The 20,519-nt window shown below is 71.3% G+C and carries 14 protein-coding genes; 6 read left to right on the top strand and 8 right to left on the bottom strand.

Annotated features, from left to right (window positions below; genetic code table 11):
• Positions 1-67 precede the first annotated feature (67 nt).
• Together AC5L3X_RS30875 and AC5L3X_RS30870 are read right to left on the bottom strand one after the other, a co-directional pair.
• Positions 68-1,312, bottom strand: coding sequence for an ABC transporter substrate-binding protein (locus AC5L3X_RS30875; RefSeq protein ID WP_189127997.1), 1,245 nt, complete (start codon positions 1,310-1,312; stop codon positions 68-70).
• Between the two features lie 64 nt (positions 1,313-1,376).
• Positions 1,377-2,966 (bottom strand): amidase family protein, encoded by a 1,590-nt coding sequence (locus AC5L3X_RS30870; RefSeq protein ID WP_494861659.1) that lies wholly within the window; start codon positions 2,964-2,966, stop codon positions 1,377-1,379.
• Positions 2,967-3,225: 259 nt separating this feature from the next.
• Between AC5L3X_RS30870 and AC5L3X_RS30865 the strand changes: the two genes are divergently transcribed.
• The 6 genes from AC5L3X_RS30865 (at position 3,226) to AC5L3X_RS30840 (ending at position 12,487) form a co-directional block, all read left to right on the top strand.
• On the top strand, positions 3,226-4,410 hold the full coding sequence (locus AC5L3X_RS30865; protein WP_494861657.1) for a CaiB/BaiF CoA transferase family protein: 1,185 nt from the start codon (positions 3,226-3,228) through the stop codon (positions 4,408-4,410).
• Positions 4,407-5,417, top strand: coding sequence for an NAD(P)-dependent oxidoreductase (locus tag AC5L3X_RS30860; RefSeq protein ID WP_494861655.1), 1,011 nt, complete (start codon positions 4,407-4,409; stop codon positions 5,415-5,417). Before AC5L3X_RS30865 ends, AC5L3X_RS30860 begins: the two co-directional genes overlap by 4 nt.
• Positions 5,414-7,558 carry a hydantoinase/oxoprolinase family protein gene (locus AC5L3X_RS30855; protein WP_494861653.1) on the top strand — a complete coding sequence of 715 codons (2,145 nt, stop codon included), beginning with the start codon at positions 5,414-5,416 and terminating at the stop codon, positions 7,556-7,558. The genes AC5L3X_RS30860 and AC5L3X_RS30855 overlap by 4 nt, the downstream gene beginning before the upstream one ends.
• Positions 7,555-9,150 carry a hydantoinase B/oxoprolinase family protein gene (locus tag AC5L3X_RS30850; RefSeq protein ID WP_494861651.1) on the top strand — a complete coding sequence of 532 codons (1,596 nt, stop codon included), beginning with the start codon at positions 7,555-7,557 and terminating at the stop codon, positions 9,148-9,150. Before AC5L3X_RS30855 ends, AC5L3X_RS30850 begins: the two co-directional genes overlap by 4 nt.
• A complete protein-coding gene (locus AC5L3X_RS30845) occupies positions 9,140-10,045 on the top strand; it encodes an HpcH/HpaI aldolase/citrate lyase family protein (RefSeq protein ID WP_494861649.1) in 906 nt (301 codons plus the stop codon). The genes AC5L3X_RS30850 and AC5L3X_RS30845 overlap by 11 nt, the downstream gene beginning before the upstream one ends.
• Positions 10,046-10,174: 129 nt before the next feature.
• Complete coding sequence (locus AC5L3X_RS30840) at positions 10,175-12,487, top strand: thiamine pyrophosphate-binding protein (RefSeq protein ID WP_494861647.1); 2,313 nt, start codon at positions 10,175-10,177, stop codon at positions 12,485-12,487.
• Between the two features lie 124 nt (positions 12,488-12,611).
• On the opposite strand, the gene AC5L3X_RS30835 is transcribed toward AC5L3X_RS30840, so the two are convergent.
• Genes AC5L3X_RS30835 through AC5L3X_RS30810 form a run of 6 tightly spaced genes read right to left on the bottom strand, consistent with a single transcriptional unit; the run spans position 12,612 to position 20,454 of the window.
• Complete coding sequence (locus tag AC5L3X_RS30835) at positions 12,612-14,651, bottom strand: bifunctional aldolase/short-chain dehydrogenase (RefSeq protein ID WP_494861645.1); 2,040 nt, start codon at positions 14,649-14,651, stop codon at positions 12,612-12,614.
• A complete protein-coding gene (gene rhaI / locus AC5L3X_RS30830; protein ID WP_494861643.1) occupies positions 14,651-15,856 on the bottom strand; it encodes an L-rhamnose isomerase in 1,206 nt (401 codons plus the stop codon). Before rhaI ends, AC5L3X_RS30835 begins: the two co-directional genes overlap by 1 nt.
• Before the next feature lie 16 nt (positions 15,857-15,872).
• Complete coding sequence (gene rhaS, locus AC5L3X_RS30825; RefSeq protein WP_494861642.1) at positions 15,873-16,943, bottom strand: rhamnose ABC transporter substrate-binding protein; 1,071 nt, start codon at positions 16,941-16,943, stop codon at positions 15,873-15,875.
• Positions 16,940-17,896, bottom strand: coding sequence for an ABC transporter permease (locus AC5L3X_RS30820; RefSeq protein ID WP_494861641.1), 957 nt, complete (start codon positions 17,894-17,896; stop codon positions 16,940-16,942). The genes rhaS and AC5L3X_RS30820 overlap by 4 nt, the downstream gene beginning before the upstream one ends.
• Positions 17,889-18,920 (bottom strand): ABC transporter permease, encoded by a 1,032-nt coding sequence (locus AC5L3X_RS30815; protein WP_494861640.1) that lies wholly within the window; start codon positions 18,918-18,920, stop codon positions 17,889-17,891. The genes AC5L3X_RS30820 and AC5L3X_RS30815 overlap by 8 nt, the downstream gene beginning before the upstream one ends.
• A gap of 37 nt (positions 18,921-18,957) precedes the next feature.
• Positions 18,958-20,454 carry a sugar ABC transporter ATP-binding protein gene (locus AC5L3X_RS30810; protein ID WP_494861639.1) on the bottom strand — a complete coding sequence of 499 codons (1,497 nt, stop codon included), beginning with the start codon at positions 20,452-20,454 and terminating at the stop codon, positions 18,958-18,960.
• Between the last annotated feature and the right edge of the window lie 65 nt (positions 20,455-20,519).

The following is a 20,519-nucleotide window of genomic DNA, read 5'->3' as shown; positions in this document are numbered from 1 at the left end:
TCCGACCGTCCGGGAAGCCGGCCTGACCGGGCGGCGCGCCCGGTCAGGCCGATCAGCGACGCGCATGTCAGTTTCCGATCGCCGTGAACGGCTGCTCGGTCACCGTGCCGGTGTCCTTGATCCCCTCGATTCCGGCGGCCCGGACGCCCTGGCGTTCCTGGGGGCCGAAGGTGATGGGCGGAATGACGCCGGTCTCGAAGTCCGTCATCTTCTGCAGTGACGCCTCGAAGCACGACCGCGTGAGCGCCTCCGCCTGCTTCAGGGCCTCGGCCGTCACCAACGCCTGGACGTACCCGACGGTGTTCCAGCTCGTCGGGGCCTTCCCGCTGTGGGCGGAGGTCCAGTCGGCCACGAACTGCTTCACCTTCGGATCGTCGGACTTCTCCAGGTTCGCCAGCTTGCTGGGGGCGACGAGCCCCTGGGCCACCGACCCGAACGCCTCGATCCATCCGGAGTCGAGCATGTCTGACTGCGCACCGATGCCGGGCTTGTAGCCGATCTTCTGCATGGCCGTGATCGCGTTGCCGACGTCGGGCGGGGTCGCGAGGAACAGGACGTAGTCGGCGCCCGCCTGCTTGAGCTGCTCGGCGATCGGGCGGTAGTCGGTGGTGTTCGGCTCACTGCGCACCACCGTCTTGAACTCCATCCCCGCGGCGTCGAGCACCTTCTTCGCACCCGCCAGGGCGTCGTCACCGACATCGCCGTTCATCGCCAGGATCGAGAAGCTCTTCACGTTCCGCTTCTCGATCAGGAACCGGGTCAACGCCTCGAACTCGTCGGAGAAGTTCGTCCAGAGCATGTAGACATAGGGGTTCTGCATCGTGCCGATCTGGTTGGACGGCGCGTACGGCGCGACGGCGGGGATCTTCGCCTGGTTGATGTAGGGCAGTCCGCCGACGAAGTTCTGGGTCCCGACCCCGCCCGTGATGGCGAACACGTTCTCCTGATCGACCAGCCGCCGCACATTCTGCAGCGCGACGTTGGGCTGGTACTGGTCGTCGAGGACGGTCAGCTTGATCTTCCGGCCCTGGATCCCGCCCGCAGCGTTGATCTTGTCGAAGTACCACTGCTGGCCGTCCAGCGCGGGCTTCGCGGCCGAGGCGCTCGGCCCGCTCAGGCCGGACGTGACCCCGAGTTTGATCTCGGATTCGGTCACCCCCGGGCTCTCCTCTTTCGTGTCGCAGGTGCTCGGCGCCGCGCTGGCGGCGGTGCCGCCCGCCTCATCACGCTGTACGCCGCAGCCGGTCGCCAGCAGCATCAGCGACGCCGCGGTGACCGTGAACCCGGTCAGGCGTCGGTCTCGTCGGGGCACGATTCCTCCTCGAATCTGGTTGTACTCGGCCGGGTTGGCGTGGCCTGCGGCCTCCGAGCGGCCGTCACAGGGTGATCTCGCTCCCGTGGATCGGGGCGGGCCGGGGGAGCCATCCGAAGCGCCGCTCGTAGGTCTCGGCGATGCCGATCAGCCGGTGGTCGCTGAAGTGCGGGCCGACCAGCATGACGCCGACGGGCAGTCCGTCGGCCTCGGCCGCGGGAATCGACAACGCCGGATGGCCGGTGGCGTTGTGCAGCGGGGTGTTGTCCAGCATCGTCCAGCCGCGCAGCGCCTTGGCGAAGTCGTCGGCACCGGGATCGACGCGATGCGCGTAGTGGCTCGCCGTCGGCATGGCGAGCACATCGACCTGGGCCAGGGCGTGGTCGTAGGCCGTCCGCAGAGCGGGGATGCTGCTCTGCGCGGTCGCGTAGATCGCCCCGAAGTAGCGATCGCGCAGATACTCGCCTATCGCCGCGACGGCTTTGAAGGACCCGGGCATCTCGTCGCCGTAGGCCGCCACCCCCTTGCCGAACGCCTCGCGCTGCTCGGGCGCGTAGCGACCGGAGAAGTGGTACCCCTCCCCGTTTCCGTAGACAGTGGCCGCGACGCCTTCCAGCAGGGCGGCGAACATGATCGACCCGGCCACCTCGTGCTCGGGAACGGAGATCTCGACGAGTTCGGCGCCGAGTTCGGCGAACCGTTCCCACACCTGCTCCATCGCCGCGAGGGTCTCGGCCCTGCCCTCGTGACCGTCGTCGGGAAACCGCGTCCCCTCCGTGAGGAGGCCGATCCGCAGGCCGCGAAGGTCGTCGCCGGCCGTCCTGACCGTCTCGACGAACGGCAGATCCGGCACCGGCGCGGCCTGCCGGGGGTCGGACGGATGGGCGCCCGACACGGCGGCCATCGCGATCGCCATGTCCGCTGCCGTCCGGGTGAGCGGGCCGACATGATCGAACGTGCGGTCCAGGGAGGCGAGGCCGGTGTAGGGCACCAGTGAGAAGGTCGGCTTGAGACCGAGCACGCCGCACCAGGACGCCGGAAGTCGGATCGACCCTCCCTGGTCGGTGCCGAACGCGATGTCGACGTGCGGGTGGAAGAGCACCGACGCCGAGCCGCCCGAGGATCCCGATGCCGTCCGGCCAAGGTCGAACGGGTTGCGGATCGGGCCGAACGAACTGGTCTCACCGCCGCCGGAGAACGCCAGCGCCTCCAGGTTGGTCATCGCCACGATGCGCCCTCCGGCGCGCAGCACCCGCTCGGTGAGCACGGCGTCGGACTGTGGCGTGCTGTTCTGCATCACACGTGAGCCCACCGTCATGGGCACTCCCGCGACGGCGACGAGGTCCTTGAGCGCGATGCGCTTCCCAGCGAGCAGGTCGCTGGTGCGCTCGGCCTCGTCGGCGCGGACATCGACCCAGCGCAGCACCGCGTTGCACGGGTCCTCCTCGGGAAGAGGGGGGCGGCCGGCGTTCCGCGGTCCGGCGACCACGCTGGGCCGCGGCACCAGGGGGCCGACCAGTTGCTGGAACCGTTCCACTCGCGAGAGAACGTCGCGGGCCAGTGCGTGGAACCCGTCCAGTTCTTCCTCGCCCACGGTGAAACCGACACGTTCGGCATACCGGTTGATCTCTTCGCGCCGAATGTCTCGAATCATCGCCTCGGCCTTCACATTGTGAAACTCGCATTCGATTGATGGCATTGAAGGGGTGCCGGTCACCGACTGTCAAGAGGGAGAACGCGAGAACCTTTCCTTGCAGGTCCCCGCGCTGAGCGGTGAAGGCGGCGGCCAGGAAGCCCACTTTCGGGCACCGGACGATTGCTGTCGGCTACAGCCTTGACGCGATCCGAGCCGGTCCCCCATCCTTTACTCACTCATTTTGAATCGACATTTCACATAGCGAAAGTAGGGCGAGATGAGCGTCGATACCCCGACCGACGAAGGGGGCCGGCCGAGCAACGGCAGCCTTGAGGGGTTGCGGGTCGTGGAGGTCGCCACGATGCTGGCGGCGCCGTTCTCCGGGATGCTGCTCGCTGATCACGGCGCCGACGTGGTGAAGGTGGAGATGCCCGAGGTCGGTGACGGCATCCGGCAGTGGGGGCACAGGAAGGGCGACGTCGCCCTGTACTGGAAGGTCCTGGCGCGGAACAAGCGCACGGTGACCCTCGACCTGCACGAGGAAGCGGGCCGTGAGCGGCTCAGGCACCTCCTCGCCGACGCCGACGTCCTCATCGAGAACTTCCGGCCCGGCACGCTCGAGCGCTGGGGCCTGTCGCCCGACGGACTGCGGGCCGCGAACGAACGACTGGTGGTGCTCCGGGTCTCAGGATGGGGCCAGGACGGGCCCTACGCCGACCGTCCCGGGTTCGGCACACTCGTCGAGGCGTTCAGCGGATTCGCCCACATCAACGGCTGGCCGGACCGGCCCCCCACCCTGCCGCCGTTCGGCCTCGCCGACTCCATGGCCGGCATGATCGGCGCGTTCGGCATCCTGTGCGCCCTGCGGGAACGGGACCGGAGCGGCTGCGGGCAGGTGATCGACCTCGCCCTCTACGAGCCGATGCTCGCCGCCCTCGGCTCGCTGGTCATCGATTACGACCAGCAGGGCATCGTGCAGGACCGGATGGGCAATCGCACGCCCTTCAGCGCCCCGCGCAACGCCTACCAGGGCAGCGACGGCGGCTGGTTCGCGATCTCGGCGAGCAACCAGAACACCGCCACCCGGCTGCTCACCACGATCGGCCGCCCCGAACTGCTCGACGATCCCCGCTTCGCCACCAACACGGTGCGGACGGCGCACCAGGACGAACTCGACCAGGTGATCTCGGCGTGGGCCGCGCTCCGTACCCGCGACGAGGCCATCGCGGACCTCAACGCCGGCGGGGTGCCGGTCGCGCCGGTGAACTCGGTCGCGGACATCGTCGGCAACGAGCACGTCGTGGCGCGGGGCTCGCTGATCCGGGTCTCCGACGACGAACTCGGCGAGGCACTGGTGCAGGCGCCCGTGCCCCGGCTGTGTGACACGCCCGGCCAGGTACGGTTCCTCGGCCGCCCGCTGGGCTCCGACGACGACCAGTGGACCGGCGGCCTGTGGAGATGACCCGCCGGATCTTCGTCACCCGCCCCGTCCCCGATCACCTCGCCGACTCTCTGCGCGCCCGGGGCGTGACCGTGGAGACCTACAACGGGGAACTGCCGGTGCCCCGGACGGACCTGGTACGAGCGGTCAGCATCTTCGACGCGGTGATCGTCACCATCTCCGAGCGGGTCGACGCCGACATCATCGCCCAGGCGCCGGCGGACGGGCCGCTGCGCGTGCTCGGCACCGTCTCGACCGGCACCGACCACATCGACCTCGGCGCCGCCGCCCTCAAGGGCCTGCAGGTGCGGCGCGTCCCCGCGGCCATCACCGCACCCGCGACCGCGGAGCTCACCCTGGCCCTGATGCTGGTCACCGCACGCCGGGTGATCGAGGCGTGGAGCGACCTGCGCGCCGGGTCCTGGAAATCGTGGATGCCCTACCAGTGGACGGGCGGTCTGCTCGCCGGCCGGTCGCTCGGCGTCGTCGGGCTCGGCGCCATCGGCGGCCTGGTCGCCGGCTACGGCCATGCCCTCGGCATGCGGGTCCGGTTCACCGCCCGCTCCCCGCGCCAGGATCTCCCGCCCTGGCTGGAGCAGGTCCCCCTGGACACGTTGCTCGCCGCGTCCGATGTGCTGAGCGTGCACGTCCCGCTGACGGACGAGACGGCCGGCCTCATCGGCGAGCGTGAGCTCGGCCTGCTGCCCCCGGGCGCGCTGCTGATCAACACCTCGCGTGGAGGTGTCGTCGACGAGGACGCGCTCCTCGCGGCACTCGACAGCGGGCGGCTGGCGGGGGCGGGGATCGACGTCTTCAGACGGGAACCCGTCGACCCGTCCCATGCGCTGGTGCGTCATCCGCGGGTGGTCGCCCTCCCGCACATCGGCAGCGCGACGACCTCGACCCGCGACGACATGATGCGCAGCGCCGTCGAAAGCGGCCTGCGCGTGCTCGACGGGCTCTCGCCGGCGGACGAGACCGTGCCGCCCGGCTTCGATCAAGCGGTGGGCAGGAGGCCGGCCAGGTGAGGAACGACACCGATCCCACGACCGAGCGCGGTGCGCCGGACGAGATCGTCGTGGCCGCGGACATCGGTGGCACGTTCACCGACATCGTCGCCGTTCGCGGAGATCGCATGCTCGTCGGCAAGTTCCCCACCGACTACGACGATCTCAGCAGGCCGGTCCGGGACGGCGTGGACCTGGCGCGCCGCGCCCTCGGTGGCCCGGACGCCAGGGTGGGCACGGTCATCCACGCGACCACGGTGGCCACCAACGCGGTGCTGGAACGCCGCGGCGCCAAGGTCGGCCTGCTGATCACCAAGGGCTTCGCCGATCTGCTCCAGATCGGCAGGCTCCGGCGCGCGGACCCCTACACGCTCGACCATCGCAAGCCGGCGCTGCTGGTGGACGTCGATCTCGTCGCCGAGATCGACGAGCGGATGGACGCCTCGGGCAAGGTGGTGACACCGCTGAACGAGGCGGAGGTGGAGGAGGCGGCCCGCCGGATGGTGGCCGCCGGGGCCGAGGCGGTGGTGGTCGGCTTCCTGCACTCCTATCTCGATCCCGCGCACGAGCGACGCGCCGCCGCGGCCGTCGCCAGGGTCGCCCCGGGCCTGCCGGTGGTGTCCTCGGCCGAGATCATTCCCGAGGCCCGCGAGTACGAGCGGATCAGTACGGCGGTGATCGCCGCCTACCTCGGGCCGGTCGTCCGGCACTACCTGCGCCGGCTGGCGGATCGCCTGCGTGACGAACCACCGGTCGACCAGTTGTGGGTCATGAAGTCCAGCGGCGGGCTGGCCACGGCCGACCATGCGATCACCCACCCGGAGGAACTGGTGGAGTCCGGTCCCGCGGCCGGCGTCATCGCCGCGGCGTGGGCGGCGCGCCGCGCCGGCGTGGAGACCGCCGTCGGGTTCGACATGGGCGGAACGACGACCAAGGCCGCCCTGATCGTGGACGGCACACCGCGGATCAACCATGACTACGAGATCGGCGGCGCGGCGCACTCCGGGGACTTTCTACGCAAGGGCACCGGGCATCCGTTGCGGTCCCCGGTCATCGACCTCGCCGAGATCGGGACGGGTGGCGGCAGCATCGCGTGGCTCGACGCGACCGGCGCCCTGCGCGTCGGGCCGCGTAGCGCGTCGTCCACTCCAGGGCCGGCCTGCTATGGACGCGGCGGCGACCTGCCCACCGTCACCGACGCCGACCTCGTCCTCGGCTACCTCGACTCCGCCCCGGCGAAGGAGGCGGGCGGTCTCGGCGTACTCCACCGCGACCTCGCGGAGGCGGCGCTGAGCACGCTCGTCACAGCCGGCGCCGCCCAGTCGGTGGTCCACGCCGCCTCCGGCGTGTTCGAACTCGCGGTCGCGCAGATGGCCGGGGCCGTCCGGCTCGTCTCACTCGCCAAGGGCGTCGACCCTCGCGAGCTGATCCTGATCCCCAGCGGCGGAGCGGGTCCGGTGCACGCCTGGGCGATCGCGCGGGAACTCGGCACGAGCACGCTGCTGTACCCCGCCTTCCCCGGCGTCGCATCGGCCCTCGGGCTGCTCCAGTCGGAGGTGCGCGTCGACCTGGCCGTCGGGGTCCGGGCACGGCCGACGAGAGCGGCGGACCGCGACCTGCTCACGGCGCACCTGACCCGCCTGGCGTCCGACGCGGCCGGGCAGGCACGCGAACAGGCGTCGGGCCGGGAGCCGGGCTCGCTCACGGCGCAGCTGGACATGCGCTACGCCGGGCAGACCTATACGATCCCCGTCGATCTCGACGGCACCCGGCTCCCGACCACCGACGACCTTCTCACGCGCTTCGGCGCCGCCCATCGGGCCGCCTATCACCACGACACTCCGTCGCGAGAGGTCGAGGTCACGACCGTCCGCGTCACGGCCACGGCACCGTCGGGCACCGTCAGGACCATCCCGCGGTGGGCGGCCGTGCCGACCGCGACGGAACGTCCGGTGGTCTTCGACGGTGTGCCGTACCGGGTGCCGGTGGTTCAGCGCGCCGACGTCGACGCGGCCGGACTGACCGGTCCGGCGCTGGTGATCCAGGTGGACACCACCATCGTCGTCCCGCCGGGGGCGCACATCCGGGCCGTCGGCGACGGCTCACTGCTGGAGATGAGGCTGCCGCGCACCGACGGCCCGGACGAGAAGGAGACCAGATGACCGGCTCGGCGAGGTCCGCGGTCACCCTGCAGGTTTTCGGCAACGCGCTCCACGGCCTGGCCAACGAGCTCCAGGTGTCCATGATCAGGGCCGCCTACTCCCCCATCATCAAGGAGATGTTCGACTGCTCGGCCGGGCTGATCTCCCCTGACGGCGAATACCTCGCGCTCGCCGACGGAATCCCGTTGCAGCTTGGTGTGCTGTCGACCGTGGCCCGTGAGCTGGCTCCCCTCGCCCGCGACCTCGGGCCGGGCGACATCCTCGTCACGAACGACCCTGCCACGGGCTCGCCCCATCTGAACGACTACCTGACCGTGGCCCCCGTGATCGTGGACGGTTACCTGGCCGGCTACGTCTCCACCCTCATGCACCACGCCGATGTAGGCGGAAAGACACCGGGCAGCATGCCCGCCGACGCGACCGAGCTGTTCGCCGAGGGCATGCGCTGCCCACCGGTACGACTCGTGCGGGCGGGCCAGGTCAACGAGGAACTGATGAGTGTCCTGCTGGCCAACAGCCGGCTTCCCGGCAGCATGCGCGGCGACCTCGACGCGCAGATCGCGGGCACGCTCGTCGGCGTCCAGCGAATGACCCAGCTGGTCCGCCGCTACGGCACCACGGTCTTCGACCGGCTGCGGCGGGAGTACCTCGACTACTCCGAGGCCCTGGTACGCGCCGAACTGAAGGAGTTCCGGCCCGGGACCTACTCCGCCGCGCGCACCCTTGAGCTGCACCATGACCCGGCCAGCGCCGCCGAGCTCGTCCGCGTGCACGCCGAGATCCGCGTCGCCGACGACGGCACGCTCGCGATCGACCTGTCCGGCTCCGACCCGCAGATCGCCCTGCCGTTCAACGTCGTGCTCTCGAACAGCCGATCGGCCGCGCTGGTCGCCCTGCGCTGCTTCCTGTCCGACGAGCTGCCCATGAACGCGGGGATAGAGCGCTGCGTGCGCGTCACCTGCCTGCCGGGACGCGTCACCAACCCCGATCTGCCGGCGCCGGTCGGCGCCCGCGCGGCGCTCGCCGCGCTGGTGAACGAGGCCATGATCGACGCGATGGGGCAGGCCCACACCAGCATCCGGGCGGCCGGCAGCAGCGGCGGCACGACGATGCCGTACGTGTGGGCCCACGCGGGCGGCATCCTGATCGACAACTCGACGACCGGCGGGATGGGGGCGACCGCCCGGCAGGCGGGTGAGAGCGTGGTGGACAACTGCGTGACCAACGCGATGAGCTATCCCAACGAGGTCCTCGAACAGGACCATCCTCTCCTGATCGAGGAGGTCCGCCTCCGCCGCGGCTCCGGGGGCGCCGGCCGCCACGGCGGCGGTGACGGGCTCGTCCGCCGGGTGCGCTTCCTCGCCGACGGCATGCTGTCGCTGCGGGGTTACCGGACTCTCGGCGGTCCCCCCGGGGCCGGCGGCGGCGGCGAGGGCGCGGTGTCCCGGTGGACCCTGATCCGGGACGGCCGCGAGCAGGTGCTCGCCCCGCAGCAGACGGGGATCGCGACCCTGCCCGGCGACGTCCTGCTGATCGAGACTCCCGGTGGTGGCGGTTTCGGCCCGGAAGAAGGGACCTCTGATGGAGCCTGAGCTCGGCGCCTCCCGCCACGATCGGCTGCGCCGGGTGCAGTCGCTGCTCTTCGTGCCCGGCGATCGTCCGGACCGGTTCGGCAAGGCGCTGGCCGCCGGAGCCGACGCCGTCGTCATCGATCTCGAGGACGCGGTACGGCCCGCCGACCGTCCGGCGGCTCGCGGCCACATCGCCGACCTGCTCCGGTCCCATCCCGTGCCGGTCCCCGTCCTGGTCCGGGTGAACGACATCAGCACCGGTGAGCTGTCCGCCGACGTCGAGAGCGTCATCGGCGCCGGGCTCGACGGCCTCGTCGTCCCCAAGCTCGACCCCGGCTGCGCCGCGGCGACCGATGAGCTGATCGGTGAGGCGGAGCAGGCCCGAGGGCTGGCGCCGGGCTCGATCCCCGTGCTCGGCATCGTCGAGACGGCGGCAGGACTGCTGCGGCTCGCCGCCCTGCCACGACTGCCCGCGCGGATCGTGCGGCTGGCTTTCGGGGCGGGCGATTTCTCCGCCGACACCGGCGCCGTATGGCTCCCCGGCAATCCGGCGCTGCTCGCGGCGAAATCGATGATCGTGTGGATCTCCACGGCACTGGACCTCGCCCCACCCGTCGACACCGCGTTCCCCTGGGTGAACGACCCCGACGGGCTGCGTGCCGAAGCCGACGACGCCGCGGCCGTCGGCTACCTCGGGAAATTCTGCATCCACCCGGCACAGCTCGAGTCCGTGCACGCCGCGCTGCGCCCGTCGGACGACCAGGTAAGGCGGGCCGAGGCGGTCATCGAGGCACTCTCGGGATCCGGCGCGGCCGGCGCCCAACTGATGAACGGCCAGCTCATCGACGAAGCCGTCGTCAAATGGGCCCGGCGGATGCTCGCGATCGGCGGCCACCGGCCACAGCGACCGGACTGAACCGGCGGCCCTGGCGCGCCGAGGCTGCGATCGCCCAGAGACAACCACCAACCCCCCGGCTCGTCGAGCCACAGGCGTCGAGCCACAGGAGAGAATGTGTCGGCCATTCCTGAATTCAGCGTCTCGTCCATGGACGAGAACCCGGCCCCGGACGAAGCGGTCCTCGACCAGGTAGCCCAGAAGGTGTTGTGGCTCGCGACCTCCATGGTCCACCACGCGAACCGGGTCAGGGCGAATCCGAGCGGCATCAAGGTCGGCGGCCACCAGGCGTCGTCGGCGTCCATGGTGAGCCTGATGACCGCGCTGTGGTTCGACGGTCTCACGGCGCAGGACCGGGTCTCGGTGAAGCCGCACGCGTCCCCCGTCCTGCACGCGATCAACTACCTGCTGGGGCGACTCGACAGCAGCTATCTGTCACGACTGCGCGAGTACGGCGGCCTCCAGCCGTACCCGTCCAGGACGAAGGACCCCGACCACCCTGACTACTCCACCGGCAGCGTCGGCATCGGAGCCACCGCACCCGTCTGGGGCGCGATCGCGAGGCGCTTCCTCGCGGCCCGGCTCGGCACCGAGGCCGGGGGCCGCCAGATCTCGCTGCTCGGCGACGCCGAGTTGGACGAGGGCGCGATCTGGGAGTGTGTGGCCGATCCCATGGTGTCCCATCTCGGGGAGGTCCTGTGGGTGGTGGACCTCAACCGCCAGTCACTCGACCGGGTGGTGCCGGACATCGCCATCGGCAGGTGGTCCGGCATGTTCGCCGCGGCCGGCTGGGACGTGGTGCAGGTGAAGTACGGCCGTCAGCTGCACCGCATGTTCGCCCGTGCCGGCGGAGAGGCCCTGCGCCGTCGCATCGACGAGATGAGCAACGAGGAGTACCAGTGGCTCCTGCGCTCGCCGGTCCCGGAACTGCGCGAACGGCTCATCGGCGGCGGCCTCCGCGGCCCCGCCCTGCGACGGGTGCTGCGCGACAGCGACGACGCCGAGATCGCGGCGCTGATCCGTGACCTCGGCGGGCACGACATGGCCGAACTGTCGCGGGCCTTCGCCACGGCGGACCCCACCCGCCCCACCGTGGTGTTCGCCTACACGATCAAGGGCTGGAACCTGCCGATCGAGGGCCACCCGGGAAACCACTCGGCCCTGCTGTCGGACGGCCAGTACGCGCAGCTCGCCGAGCGGACCGGCGCCGATCCGGAGAACCCGTGGCGCCCCTTCGAAGCGGGCTCCCCCGCTGACCGGCTCTGCGCCGAGGTCGCCGCCCGCCTGCGGCGCGAGGAGTCCCCTCGCAACGAGCCGCCCGCGGTGCCCGCTGAGCTCGGCCGGCGCTACCGAGGACGTCAGTCGACGCAGGCGACCCTGGGACGCGTGCTCGGCGACCTCGCGCGGGACGCGCCGGACGTCGCGGCCCGGGTGGTGACCGTCTCCCCCGACGTCGCGAGCTCCACCAATGCCGGCGGCTGGATCAACCGCGTCGGCGTGTGGTCGCCCCGTGAACGCCATGACTGGTTCGCGGAGGACGGCGACCGCCTCATCCGGTGGCGTGAGTCGCCGCGGAGTCAGCACATCGAGCTGGGGATCGCCGAGGTCAATCTGATGGGCCTGCTCGGCGAGCTCGGCGCCACCTGGATGACCGTGGGCGAGCCGCTGCTCCCGATCGGCACGATCTATGACCCGTTCGTGGGGCGCGCGTTGGAGCCGTGGTCGTTCGGCACGTACGCCGGCGGGCGGTCCATCCTGGTCGGCACCCCATCGGGGGTCACGCTCGCCTCGGAGGGCGGCGCGCACCAGAGTGTCGTCACCCCCACGCTCGGCCTGCAACAGCCCGGCGTCACCACGTACGAGCCGGCCTTCGCCGTAGAGGCCGAATGGTGCCTCCTGCACGCGCTGTCCCGTCTCGGGCGGGCTGACGGCGAGTCGGCCTACCTGCGTCTCACCACGCGGCCGATCGAGCAGGAACTGGCCGCCGTCCCGGCCGACGCGGTGGGCCGGGAGCGGCGGCGGCGAGCCGTGCTGAGCGGTGGATACCGTCTCCGGTCCGTGCCGGGGGCGCCCGAGGTCACCCTCGCGGCCGTCGGTGCGCTGGTGCCGGAGGCGATCGAGGCGGCCGAGCGGTTGGATCAGGCCGGTGTCGCCTGTGACGTGGTCGTCGTCACCTCCTACGACCTTTTGTGGCGGGCCATGCCGGCGGGCCGATCCGGCGACGGGACGTCGATCCTGGACGAGATCTTTCCGGCCTCCCGCCGTTCGCCGTTGGTGACCGTGCTGGACGGGCATCCGCACACGCTCGCCTTCCTCGGCACGTTCACCGGGAGCGCGGTGTCCTGCCTCGGTGTTTCGGGCTTCGGGCAGGGCGGCTCACTGGAGGACGTGTACCGCAGCCACCGCATCGACACGTCGTCCATTGCGGAGGCCACGTTGCGACTTCTCCGTCAATCTGGCTGAGGGATGCCAAGTGGGCCGCGACCAGACGGCGGTGGAACGTCGACCGGCCGGGAGTCCGTGCTGCGACCCACCGGCGGGGCAGGACGACGAATCTCTCAGACCGCGGACGGGGACCGGGCGCCGGCTACCGCAGGAAGGCGGCGGCCACCCCCGCGTCGACCGGGATGTGCAGGCCGGTGGTCAGTGACAGGTCGCCGGCCGTGAGCGCGAAGACGGCGGCGGCCACGTGCTCCGGCAGCACCTCCCGCTTGAGCAGGGTCCGCTGGGCGTAGAACTCGCCGAGCCGCTCCTCCTCCACCCCGTAGACCGCCGCCCGGTTGGCGCCCCAGCCGGAGGCGAAGATGCCGGAGCCGCGGACCACGCCGTCGGGGTTGACGCCGTTGACCCGGATGCCGTGGCCGCCCAGTTCGGCGGCGAGCAGCCGTACCTGGTGGGCCTGGTCGGCCTTGGCCGCGCCGTAGGCGACGTTGTTCGGCCCGGCGAACACGGCGTTCTTGGAGGAGATGTACACGAGGTCACCCCCCATGCCCTGATTTATCAGGACGCGCGCCGTCTCCCGGGAGACGAGGAACGAGCCGCGGGCCATCACGTCGTGCTGCAGGTCCCAGTCGGCGGCCGTGGTCTCCAGCAGCGACCGCGACAGCGACAGCCCGGCGTTGTTCACGACCAGGTCGAGGCCGCCGAACGCGCGGACCGCCTGCCGTACGGCGTCGAGGATCTGCTCCTCGGAGGTGACGTCCACCTCGACGGCGACGGCCACGTCCGACGGGCGGAGCGCCCCGGCGCCCAGCTCGGCGGCGACCTTCGCGGCGGACGCGTGGTCGCGGTCGGCGACCACCACGCAGGCGCCCTCGGCGGCGAGCCGGCGGGCGGTGGCGGCGCCGATGCCGGAGCCGCCGCCGGTGACCAGGGCGATCCGCCCGGCCAGCGGTCTGGGCGCGGGCAGGCGGCGGAGCTTGGCCTCCTCCAGCTCCCAGTACTCGATGCGGAACTTCTCCGCCTCGTCGATCGGCCGGTAGCGGGACAGCGCCTCGGCGCCGCGCATCACGTTGATCGCGTTGACGTAGAACTCCCCGGCGACCCGGGCGGTCCGCTTGTCCTTGCCGAAGCTGAACATGCCGACGCCGGGCACCAGCACGATCGCCGGGTCGGCGCCGCGCATCGGGGGTGAGCCGGGGCCGGCGTGCCGCCGATAGTAGGCGGTGTAGTCGTCGCGGTAGCGGGCGTGCAGCTCGCGGAGCCGTTCAAGGACGTCGGCCGGCGGCGCGTCCGGCGGAAGGTCGAGCACCAGCGGGGCGACCTTGGTGCGCAGGAAGTGGTCGGGACAGGAGGTGCCGAGGGCGGCCAGCCGGGGGTGCTCGGCACGGGCCAGGAAGTCGAGCACCTCGGCCGTGTCGGTGTAGTGGCCGACCTGGCGGGCGTCGGTGCTCGCCAGCCCGCGGATCGCCGGGAACAGCTCGGCCGCTCTGCGGTGGCGCTCCGGCTCCGGCAGCGGCTCGTGGGTCACCGGGCCGAACGGGTCGGGGCGGCCGTGTTCGGCGATGTGGCGCTCGGCGGTGCGGATGATGTCGAGGGAGTTGGCCTGGCACTCCTCGCTGGTCGCGCCCCACGCGGTGATGCCGTGGCCGCCGAGGACGCAGCCGATGGCCCGCGGGTTGGCGGCCTTGACGGCCGCGATGTCGAGTCCGAGCTGGAAGCCGGGCCGCCGCCACGGCACCCACACCACCCGGTCGCCGAAGATCCGCGCCGTCAGCTCGGGCCCGTCGGCGGCGGTCGCGAGGGCGATGCCCGAGTCCGGGTGCAGGTGGTCGACGTGCGGGGCGTCGACCAGGCCGTGCATGGCGGTGTCGATCGACGGCGCGGCGCCGCCCCTGCCGTGCAGGCAGTGGTCGAACGCCGCGACCATCTCGTCCTCGCGCTCCTGTCCCGGGTAGACGGCGGTGAGCGCGCGGAGCCGGTCGAGCCGCAGCACGGCCAGGCTCGCCCCAGTGAGCGTGCCGAGGTCGCCGCCGGAGCCCTTGACCCACATCACCTCCGCCTCGCCGCCCGTCACGGGGTCGGTCACGCTGCCCTTGGCCGAGGTGTTGCCGCCGGCGTAGTTGGTGTTGCGCGGGTCCGCGCCCAGCGCGTGCGACCTTTCCAGCAGCTCCCGTACGGCCCGCATCAGGCTCCCCACCCTGCCTGGACGCCCCCGGCGCGTTCGGCGGCGATCTTCTCGAAGTAGCCGGACCGGGCGTAGGCGGCCATCGGGTCCGGCGCCAGCCCCATCTCCTCGCGCAGCTCGGCGAGCAGCGGCCGGACGTCGGTGTCGTAGGCGTCCATGAGGACGGCGTTGGCGCCGAGCACGTCACCCGCGCGCTGCGCGGCGGCCAGCGCGTCGCGGTCGACGAGCAGCGCCTTGGCGGTGGCCTCCTGGACGTTCATCACCGAGCGGATCTGGCCGGGGATCTTGGGCTCGATGTTGTGGCACTGGTCGAGCATGAACGCCACCCTGCGAGGGGCTTCGCCCCCCGCATGCCCCCCAAAAGGCTTGGCGCTTCGCTCCTTCCCTCCGTCGTCCAGGGCTCCGCCCTGGACGACCTCGAACATGATGCGGAACAGCTGGAACGGGTCGGCCGCGCCCACCATCAGGTCGTCGTCGGCGTAGAAGCGCGAGTTGAAGTCGAACCCGCCGAGCTTCCCCTCGCGCAGCAGGAACGCCACGATGAACTCGATGTTGACGCCCGGCGCGTGGTGACCGGTGTCGACCACGACCTGCGCCTTGGGGCCGAGCTTGACGCAGTGGGCGTAGGCGGTGCCCCAGTCGGGCACGTCGGTGGTGTAGAAGGCGGGTTCGAACAGTTTGTACTCCAGCAGGAACCGCTGCCCCTCCCCCAGCCGCTCGTAGACCGCGGCGAGCGCCTCGGCGAGCCGGTCCTGGCGGGCCCTGATGTCGTCCTGGCCCGGGTAGTTGGTGCCGTCGGAGAACCACAGTTTGAGGGTGTCCGACCCGGTCAGGTCCATGATGTCCACGCAGTCGAGCAGGTGGCCGAGCGCCTTGCGGCGGACCGCCGGGTCGGGGTGGGTGACGCTGCCGAGCTTGTAGTCGTCGTCCTGGAACACGTTGGAGTTGATCGCCCCGATGCCCACGCCCAGCCCGGCGGCGTGCCGGGCCAGGTGCGCGTAGTCGTCGACGCGGTCCCACGGGATGTGCAGCGCGACGGTCGGCGCGACGCCGGTGTGCAGGTGCACCTGCGCGGCGTCGGCCAGCTTCTCGTACGGGTCGCGCGGCACTCCCGGCTGGGCGAACACCTTGAACCTGGTGCCGGAGTTGCCGTACGCCCAGGAAGGGGTCTCGATGCGCTGCCCGCGCAGCCGTTCCTTGATCATTTCTAAAAGATCATTCCTAGAAGTCGAACTGGTCGATGTTGGCAGCCTCGAAGGTGAACGGCGGGCCGAGGATGACCTCGCCGTTCTTGCCGATCGTGCGCTCGCCGAGCTTGCCCGCCTTGAACGTCTCGCCCTCGGCGCCGCTGATCTGCCCCGACGCCAGCGCCGCCGCCGCGTAGGAGGCCAGGTAGCCGAGGTCCTTGGGGTTCCAGAGGGCGAACTTCTGGACCGTCCCGTCCTTGACGAACTGCCGCATCTGGTTGGGCGTGCCCAGGCCGGTCAGGACGACCTTGCCCTTGTACTTGGAGCCGGAGATGTAGCGGGCCGCGGCCGAGACGCCGACCGTGGTGGGCGAGATGATCCCCTTCAGGTCGGGGTAGGCCTGGAGCAGGCCCTGGGTCTCGGTGAACGACTTCTGGTCGTCGTCGTCGCCGTACGCCACCTTGACCAGCTTCATGTCCTTGTATTCGGGCTTGCCCAGCTCGTCCTTCATGAAGTCGATCCAGGTGTTCTGGTTCGTGGCGTTGGCCGTGGCCGACAGGATCGCGATCTCGCCCTTGTTGCCGATCATCTCGGCGAGCAGCCTGACCTGGCTGCGACCGACCTCCTCGGAGCTGGCCTGGTTGATGAACAGGTCACGGCACTCCGGCGCGGCGTCGGAGTCGTACGACACGATCTTGATGCCCTTGGCGCGGGCCTGCTGGAGCGGGCCGCAGACGGCGTTGGGGTCGTTGGCCGAGATGAGGATGGCGTCGTGGCCCTGCTGGGTGAGCGTGTTGATGTAGGAGATCTGCGAGGAGGCCGACGCGTCGGACGGGCCGACCTCCTTGGCCTCGCCCTGGAACTCCTTGGCCGCCTCGGCCCCCGCGGTCGCGACGATCGTCATGTACGGGTTGTTGATCTGCTTGGGCAGGAACGCCAGCTTGAGTCCCTGCTTGAGCGGCGCGCCGGGGTTCGCGGTGGCGGGGGCGGAGGACGCCGGGGCCGGAGCGGGCGCCGAGGTCACGCTCGACTTGGTGGTGCCGCCGCATCCCGCGATGCCCAGGGTGAGCAGCGCGGCGACGGCGGTGAGGCGCGTCGGGGTCATGGGATTCCTTTCAGGGCCGGCCTGATGAGGGAGACGAGACGGGGGGTGAGGACCGACACGATGAGCAGCAGGCCGGTAACAATCGACTGGATCTCGGTCGAGACGTCGCCGAGCATGAGCAGGTTGCGCAGCAGCCCGATGAGCAGCACTCCGGCGATGACGCCGCCGAGCGTGCCCTTGCCGCCGTCGAAGTCGACGCCGCCGAGGAGCACGGCGGCGATGACGGCGAGCTCGATGCCCATGCCGTTGTCGGCACGGGCGGAGCCGTATCTGAGGGTGAAGATCACTCCGGCGAACGCGGCGACGGTCCCGGAGACGACGAACAGCAGCAGCTTGATCCGCTTGACCCGGATCCCGGCGAAGAACGCGGCCTGCTCCTGCGCGCCGATCGCGTACAGGGAGCGGCCGAAGCCGGTGGCGTGCAGGACGACGCCGACGACCACAGCGAGCAGGACGAACAGCGCGATCGGGTACGGGATCGGCGTCCCGGGCACGTCGCCCACGGCCAGCGCGGTGTAGTCCGGCGGGAACTGGGCGACGGCCCTGTCGCCGAGCACCACGTACGCCAGGCCGCGGTAGAGGGCGAGCGTGCCGATCGTGACGGCCAGTGAGGGCAGCCCGAGCCTGGTCACCAGCAGGCCGTTGACCAGGCCGCACCCGGCGCCGGCCAGCACGACGATCGGGATGATCGTCTCGATGGCCATACCGCCGTCCCACAGCGCGCCGACCAGCGCGCTGGACAGGCCGAGCACCGAGGCGACCGAGAGGTCCACCTCGGCGGCGACCACCAGCATGGTCATGGCCAGCGCGATGAGCGCGATCTCGCCCAGGTCGCCGAGCGCGAACGACAGGTTGTCGACGCTCGCGAAACCGGGCGAGGTGAACGAGCCGCCGGCGAACACGACGATCAGCAGGGACGCGACGAGCACGTCCCAGCGCAGCACTCTAGCCATGGCGGCTCCTGTTCCTGAGCAGGCGGGCGAGCCTGAGGGCGAGCACCCTGTCGACGCTGATCGCGATCAGGAGCAGCGCCCCGGTGATGGCCTGCTGCCAGAACGGGTTGACCCGGAGCACGACCAGCGCGCTGCCGATCGTGGTGAGCAGCAGCGCGCCGAGCGCGGCCCCGTACACGCTGCCGACGCCGCCGGTGATCGCGACGCCGCCGACGACGACGGCGCTGATCACGAGCAGTTCCCAGCCGTTCGCCGAGTCGCCGACGACGGTGCCGAACCTGGCCAGCCAGAGCACGCCCGCCAGCCCGGCCAGGCAGCCGCTGACCAGGTAGGCGGCCAGGACGCGGCGCCGCACGGGCACGCCCGCGAGCCGGGCCGCCTCCGGGCTGGAGCCGATCGCGTAGAACTCCCGGCCGCTCGGGTAGGAGCGCAGGTAGTAGCCGATCGCCAGCATGAACACGAGCGTGATGAGCGGCAGGTACGGCACGCCGGACAGGGCGCCGTTGCCCAGGGCGAGCAGCTCCGGCGGCAGGTCGACCGCGTTGATCTGCCGGCCGTGGGCGAGGTAGTGGCCGACGCCCTGGATCACGTAGAGCGTGCCGAGGGTGACGACCAGGGCGGGCACCCGGCAGAAGCTGACCAGCAGGCCGTTCAGCAGGCCGCAGACCGCGCCGACCGCCACCCCGAACACGACACCCGGCACCAGGCCCCAGCCGCTCGCCAGCACGTCGCCGGTGACGAACGCGACCAGCCCCACCACCGAGCCGACGGACAGGTCGAGGTTGCGGGTGATGACCACGATCGACTGCCCGACGGCCAGCAGCGCGAGGATGGCCGTGTTGAGCAGGATGTCCTCGATGCCCTGGCCGGAGAGGAAGTTGGGGTTGGCAGCGGTGGTGCCGCCGACGAGCGCGACCAGGGCGATCACCAGGCTCAGCTCGCGGGCGCGGAAGACCAGGTCGACCAGGCCGCGGGCGCTGCGCGGAGCGGCGGCCCGCTCGGGCGGCGCGGTCGCGGTCGTCACGCGGCCCTCCCCTTCGCGGCCCTCCTGGTGGCGGTCGTCATGCGGCCCTCCCGGTGGCGGCGTTCATCACGCTCTCCTCGGTCGCCTCGGCGCGCGGGATCTCGGCGGCCAGCCGTCCCTCGTGCATGACCAGCACCCGGTCGGCCATGCCGAGCACCTCCGGCAGGTCGGAGGAGATCATCAGCACCGCGATGCCCTGCCCGGCCAGCTCCGACAGCAGGCGGTGCACCTCGGCCTTGGTGCCCACGTCGATGCCGCGGGTCGGCTCGTCCACGATGAGCACGGACGGCTCGGTGGCCAGCCACTTGGCCAGCACCACCTTCTGCTGGTTGCCGCCGGACAGCACGCCCACCCCGTCGCCGAGCCGGGCGAACTTGAGCCGTAACCGCACCGCCCAGTCGGCGGCCCGGTCGCGCTCGGCCTTGCGGGAGATGGTCAGCCCCCTTCGCAGGGAGCGCAGCCCGGTCAGCCCGATGTTGCGCTCGATCGACAGCTCCATGACCAGGCCCTGCTGGCGGCGGTCCTCGGGCACCAGGGCCAGACCGGCGTCCATGGCGGCCGTGGGACTGCCGGCGGGCAGATGGCGGCCGTCCACAGTGACGGAACCGGCGTCCCACCGGTCGACGCCGAAGACGGCCCGCGCCACCTCGCTCCGGCCGGCGCCGACGAGTCCGGCCAGGGCGACGATCTCGCCGCGCCGTACCTCGAAGGAGACGTCGGTGAAGACGCCCTCGCGGGTCAGCCGTTCGACCCTGAGGGCGACGTCGCCGACTGCGGCGTCCTGTTTGGGGTAGAGCGCGCCGAGTTCGCGGCCCACCATGCGGCGGACCAGGTCGTCGTGCGTGAGCCCGGCGACGGGCTCGCCGGCGATCCAGGCGCCGTCCCGCAGGGTGGTGACCCGCTGGCAGAGCGAGAAGATCTCGTCGAGCCGGTGCGAGATGAACAGGATCGCGCACCCGTGCTCGCGCAACGCCTCCACCACCGAGAACAGCCGGGCGACCTCGTTGCCGGACAGGGCGGCGGTCGGCTCGTCCATGATCAGGACCCGGGCATCGCGGGAGAGTGCCTTGGCGATCTCGACCAGTTGCTGGTCGGCGATGGACAGGCCGCGCGAGGGCTGCTCGGGGTCGAGCGTCACCCCGAGCCGCCCGAACAGGGCACGGGCCTGGGCGTGCATGGACCTGCGGTCGATCCGGCCGAGCGCGCGGCGGGGCTGGCGGCCCATGAAGATGTTCTCGGCCACGGACAGGTCGGGGAAGAGCGTCGGCTCCTGGTAGATGACGGCCACACCGGCCTGCTGGGCGTCGGCGGGACCGGCGAAGACGACGGGCTCGCCGTCGAGCAGCACCTGGCCGCTGTCCGGCCGGTGGACGCCGGCGAGCGTCTTGACGAGCGTGGACTTGCCCGCGCCGTTCTCTCCCGCGAGGGCGTGCGCCTCACCGGCGAACAGCTCCAGCGAGACGTCGCGAAGCGCCTTGACGGCCCCGAACGACTTGCTGACGTTCGAGAGCGCGAGGGTGGGGGGAACGCTCACGCATCCTCCGGATGACAAACGTTTTAACCGGCTGACCCCGGAATGTAGGCCCTGCACCAGCGAGC

The organism is Nonomuraea sp. CX421 (genome assembly GCF_059358955.1).
This window is presented reverse-complemented; position numbering and strand designations above follow the sequence as displayed.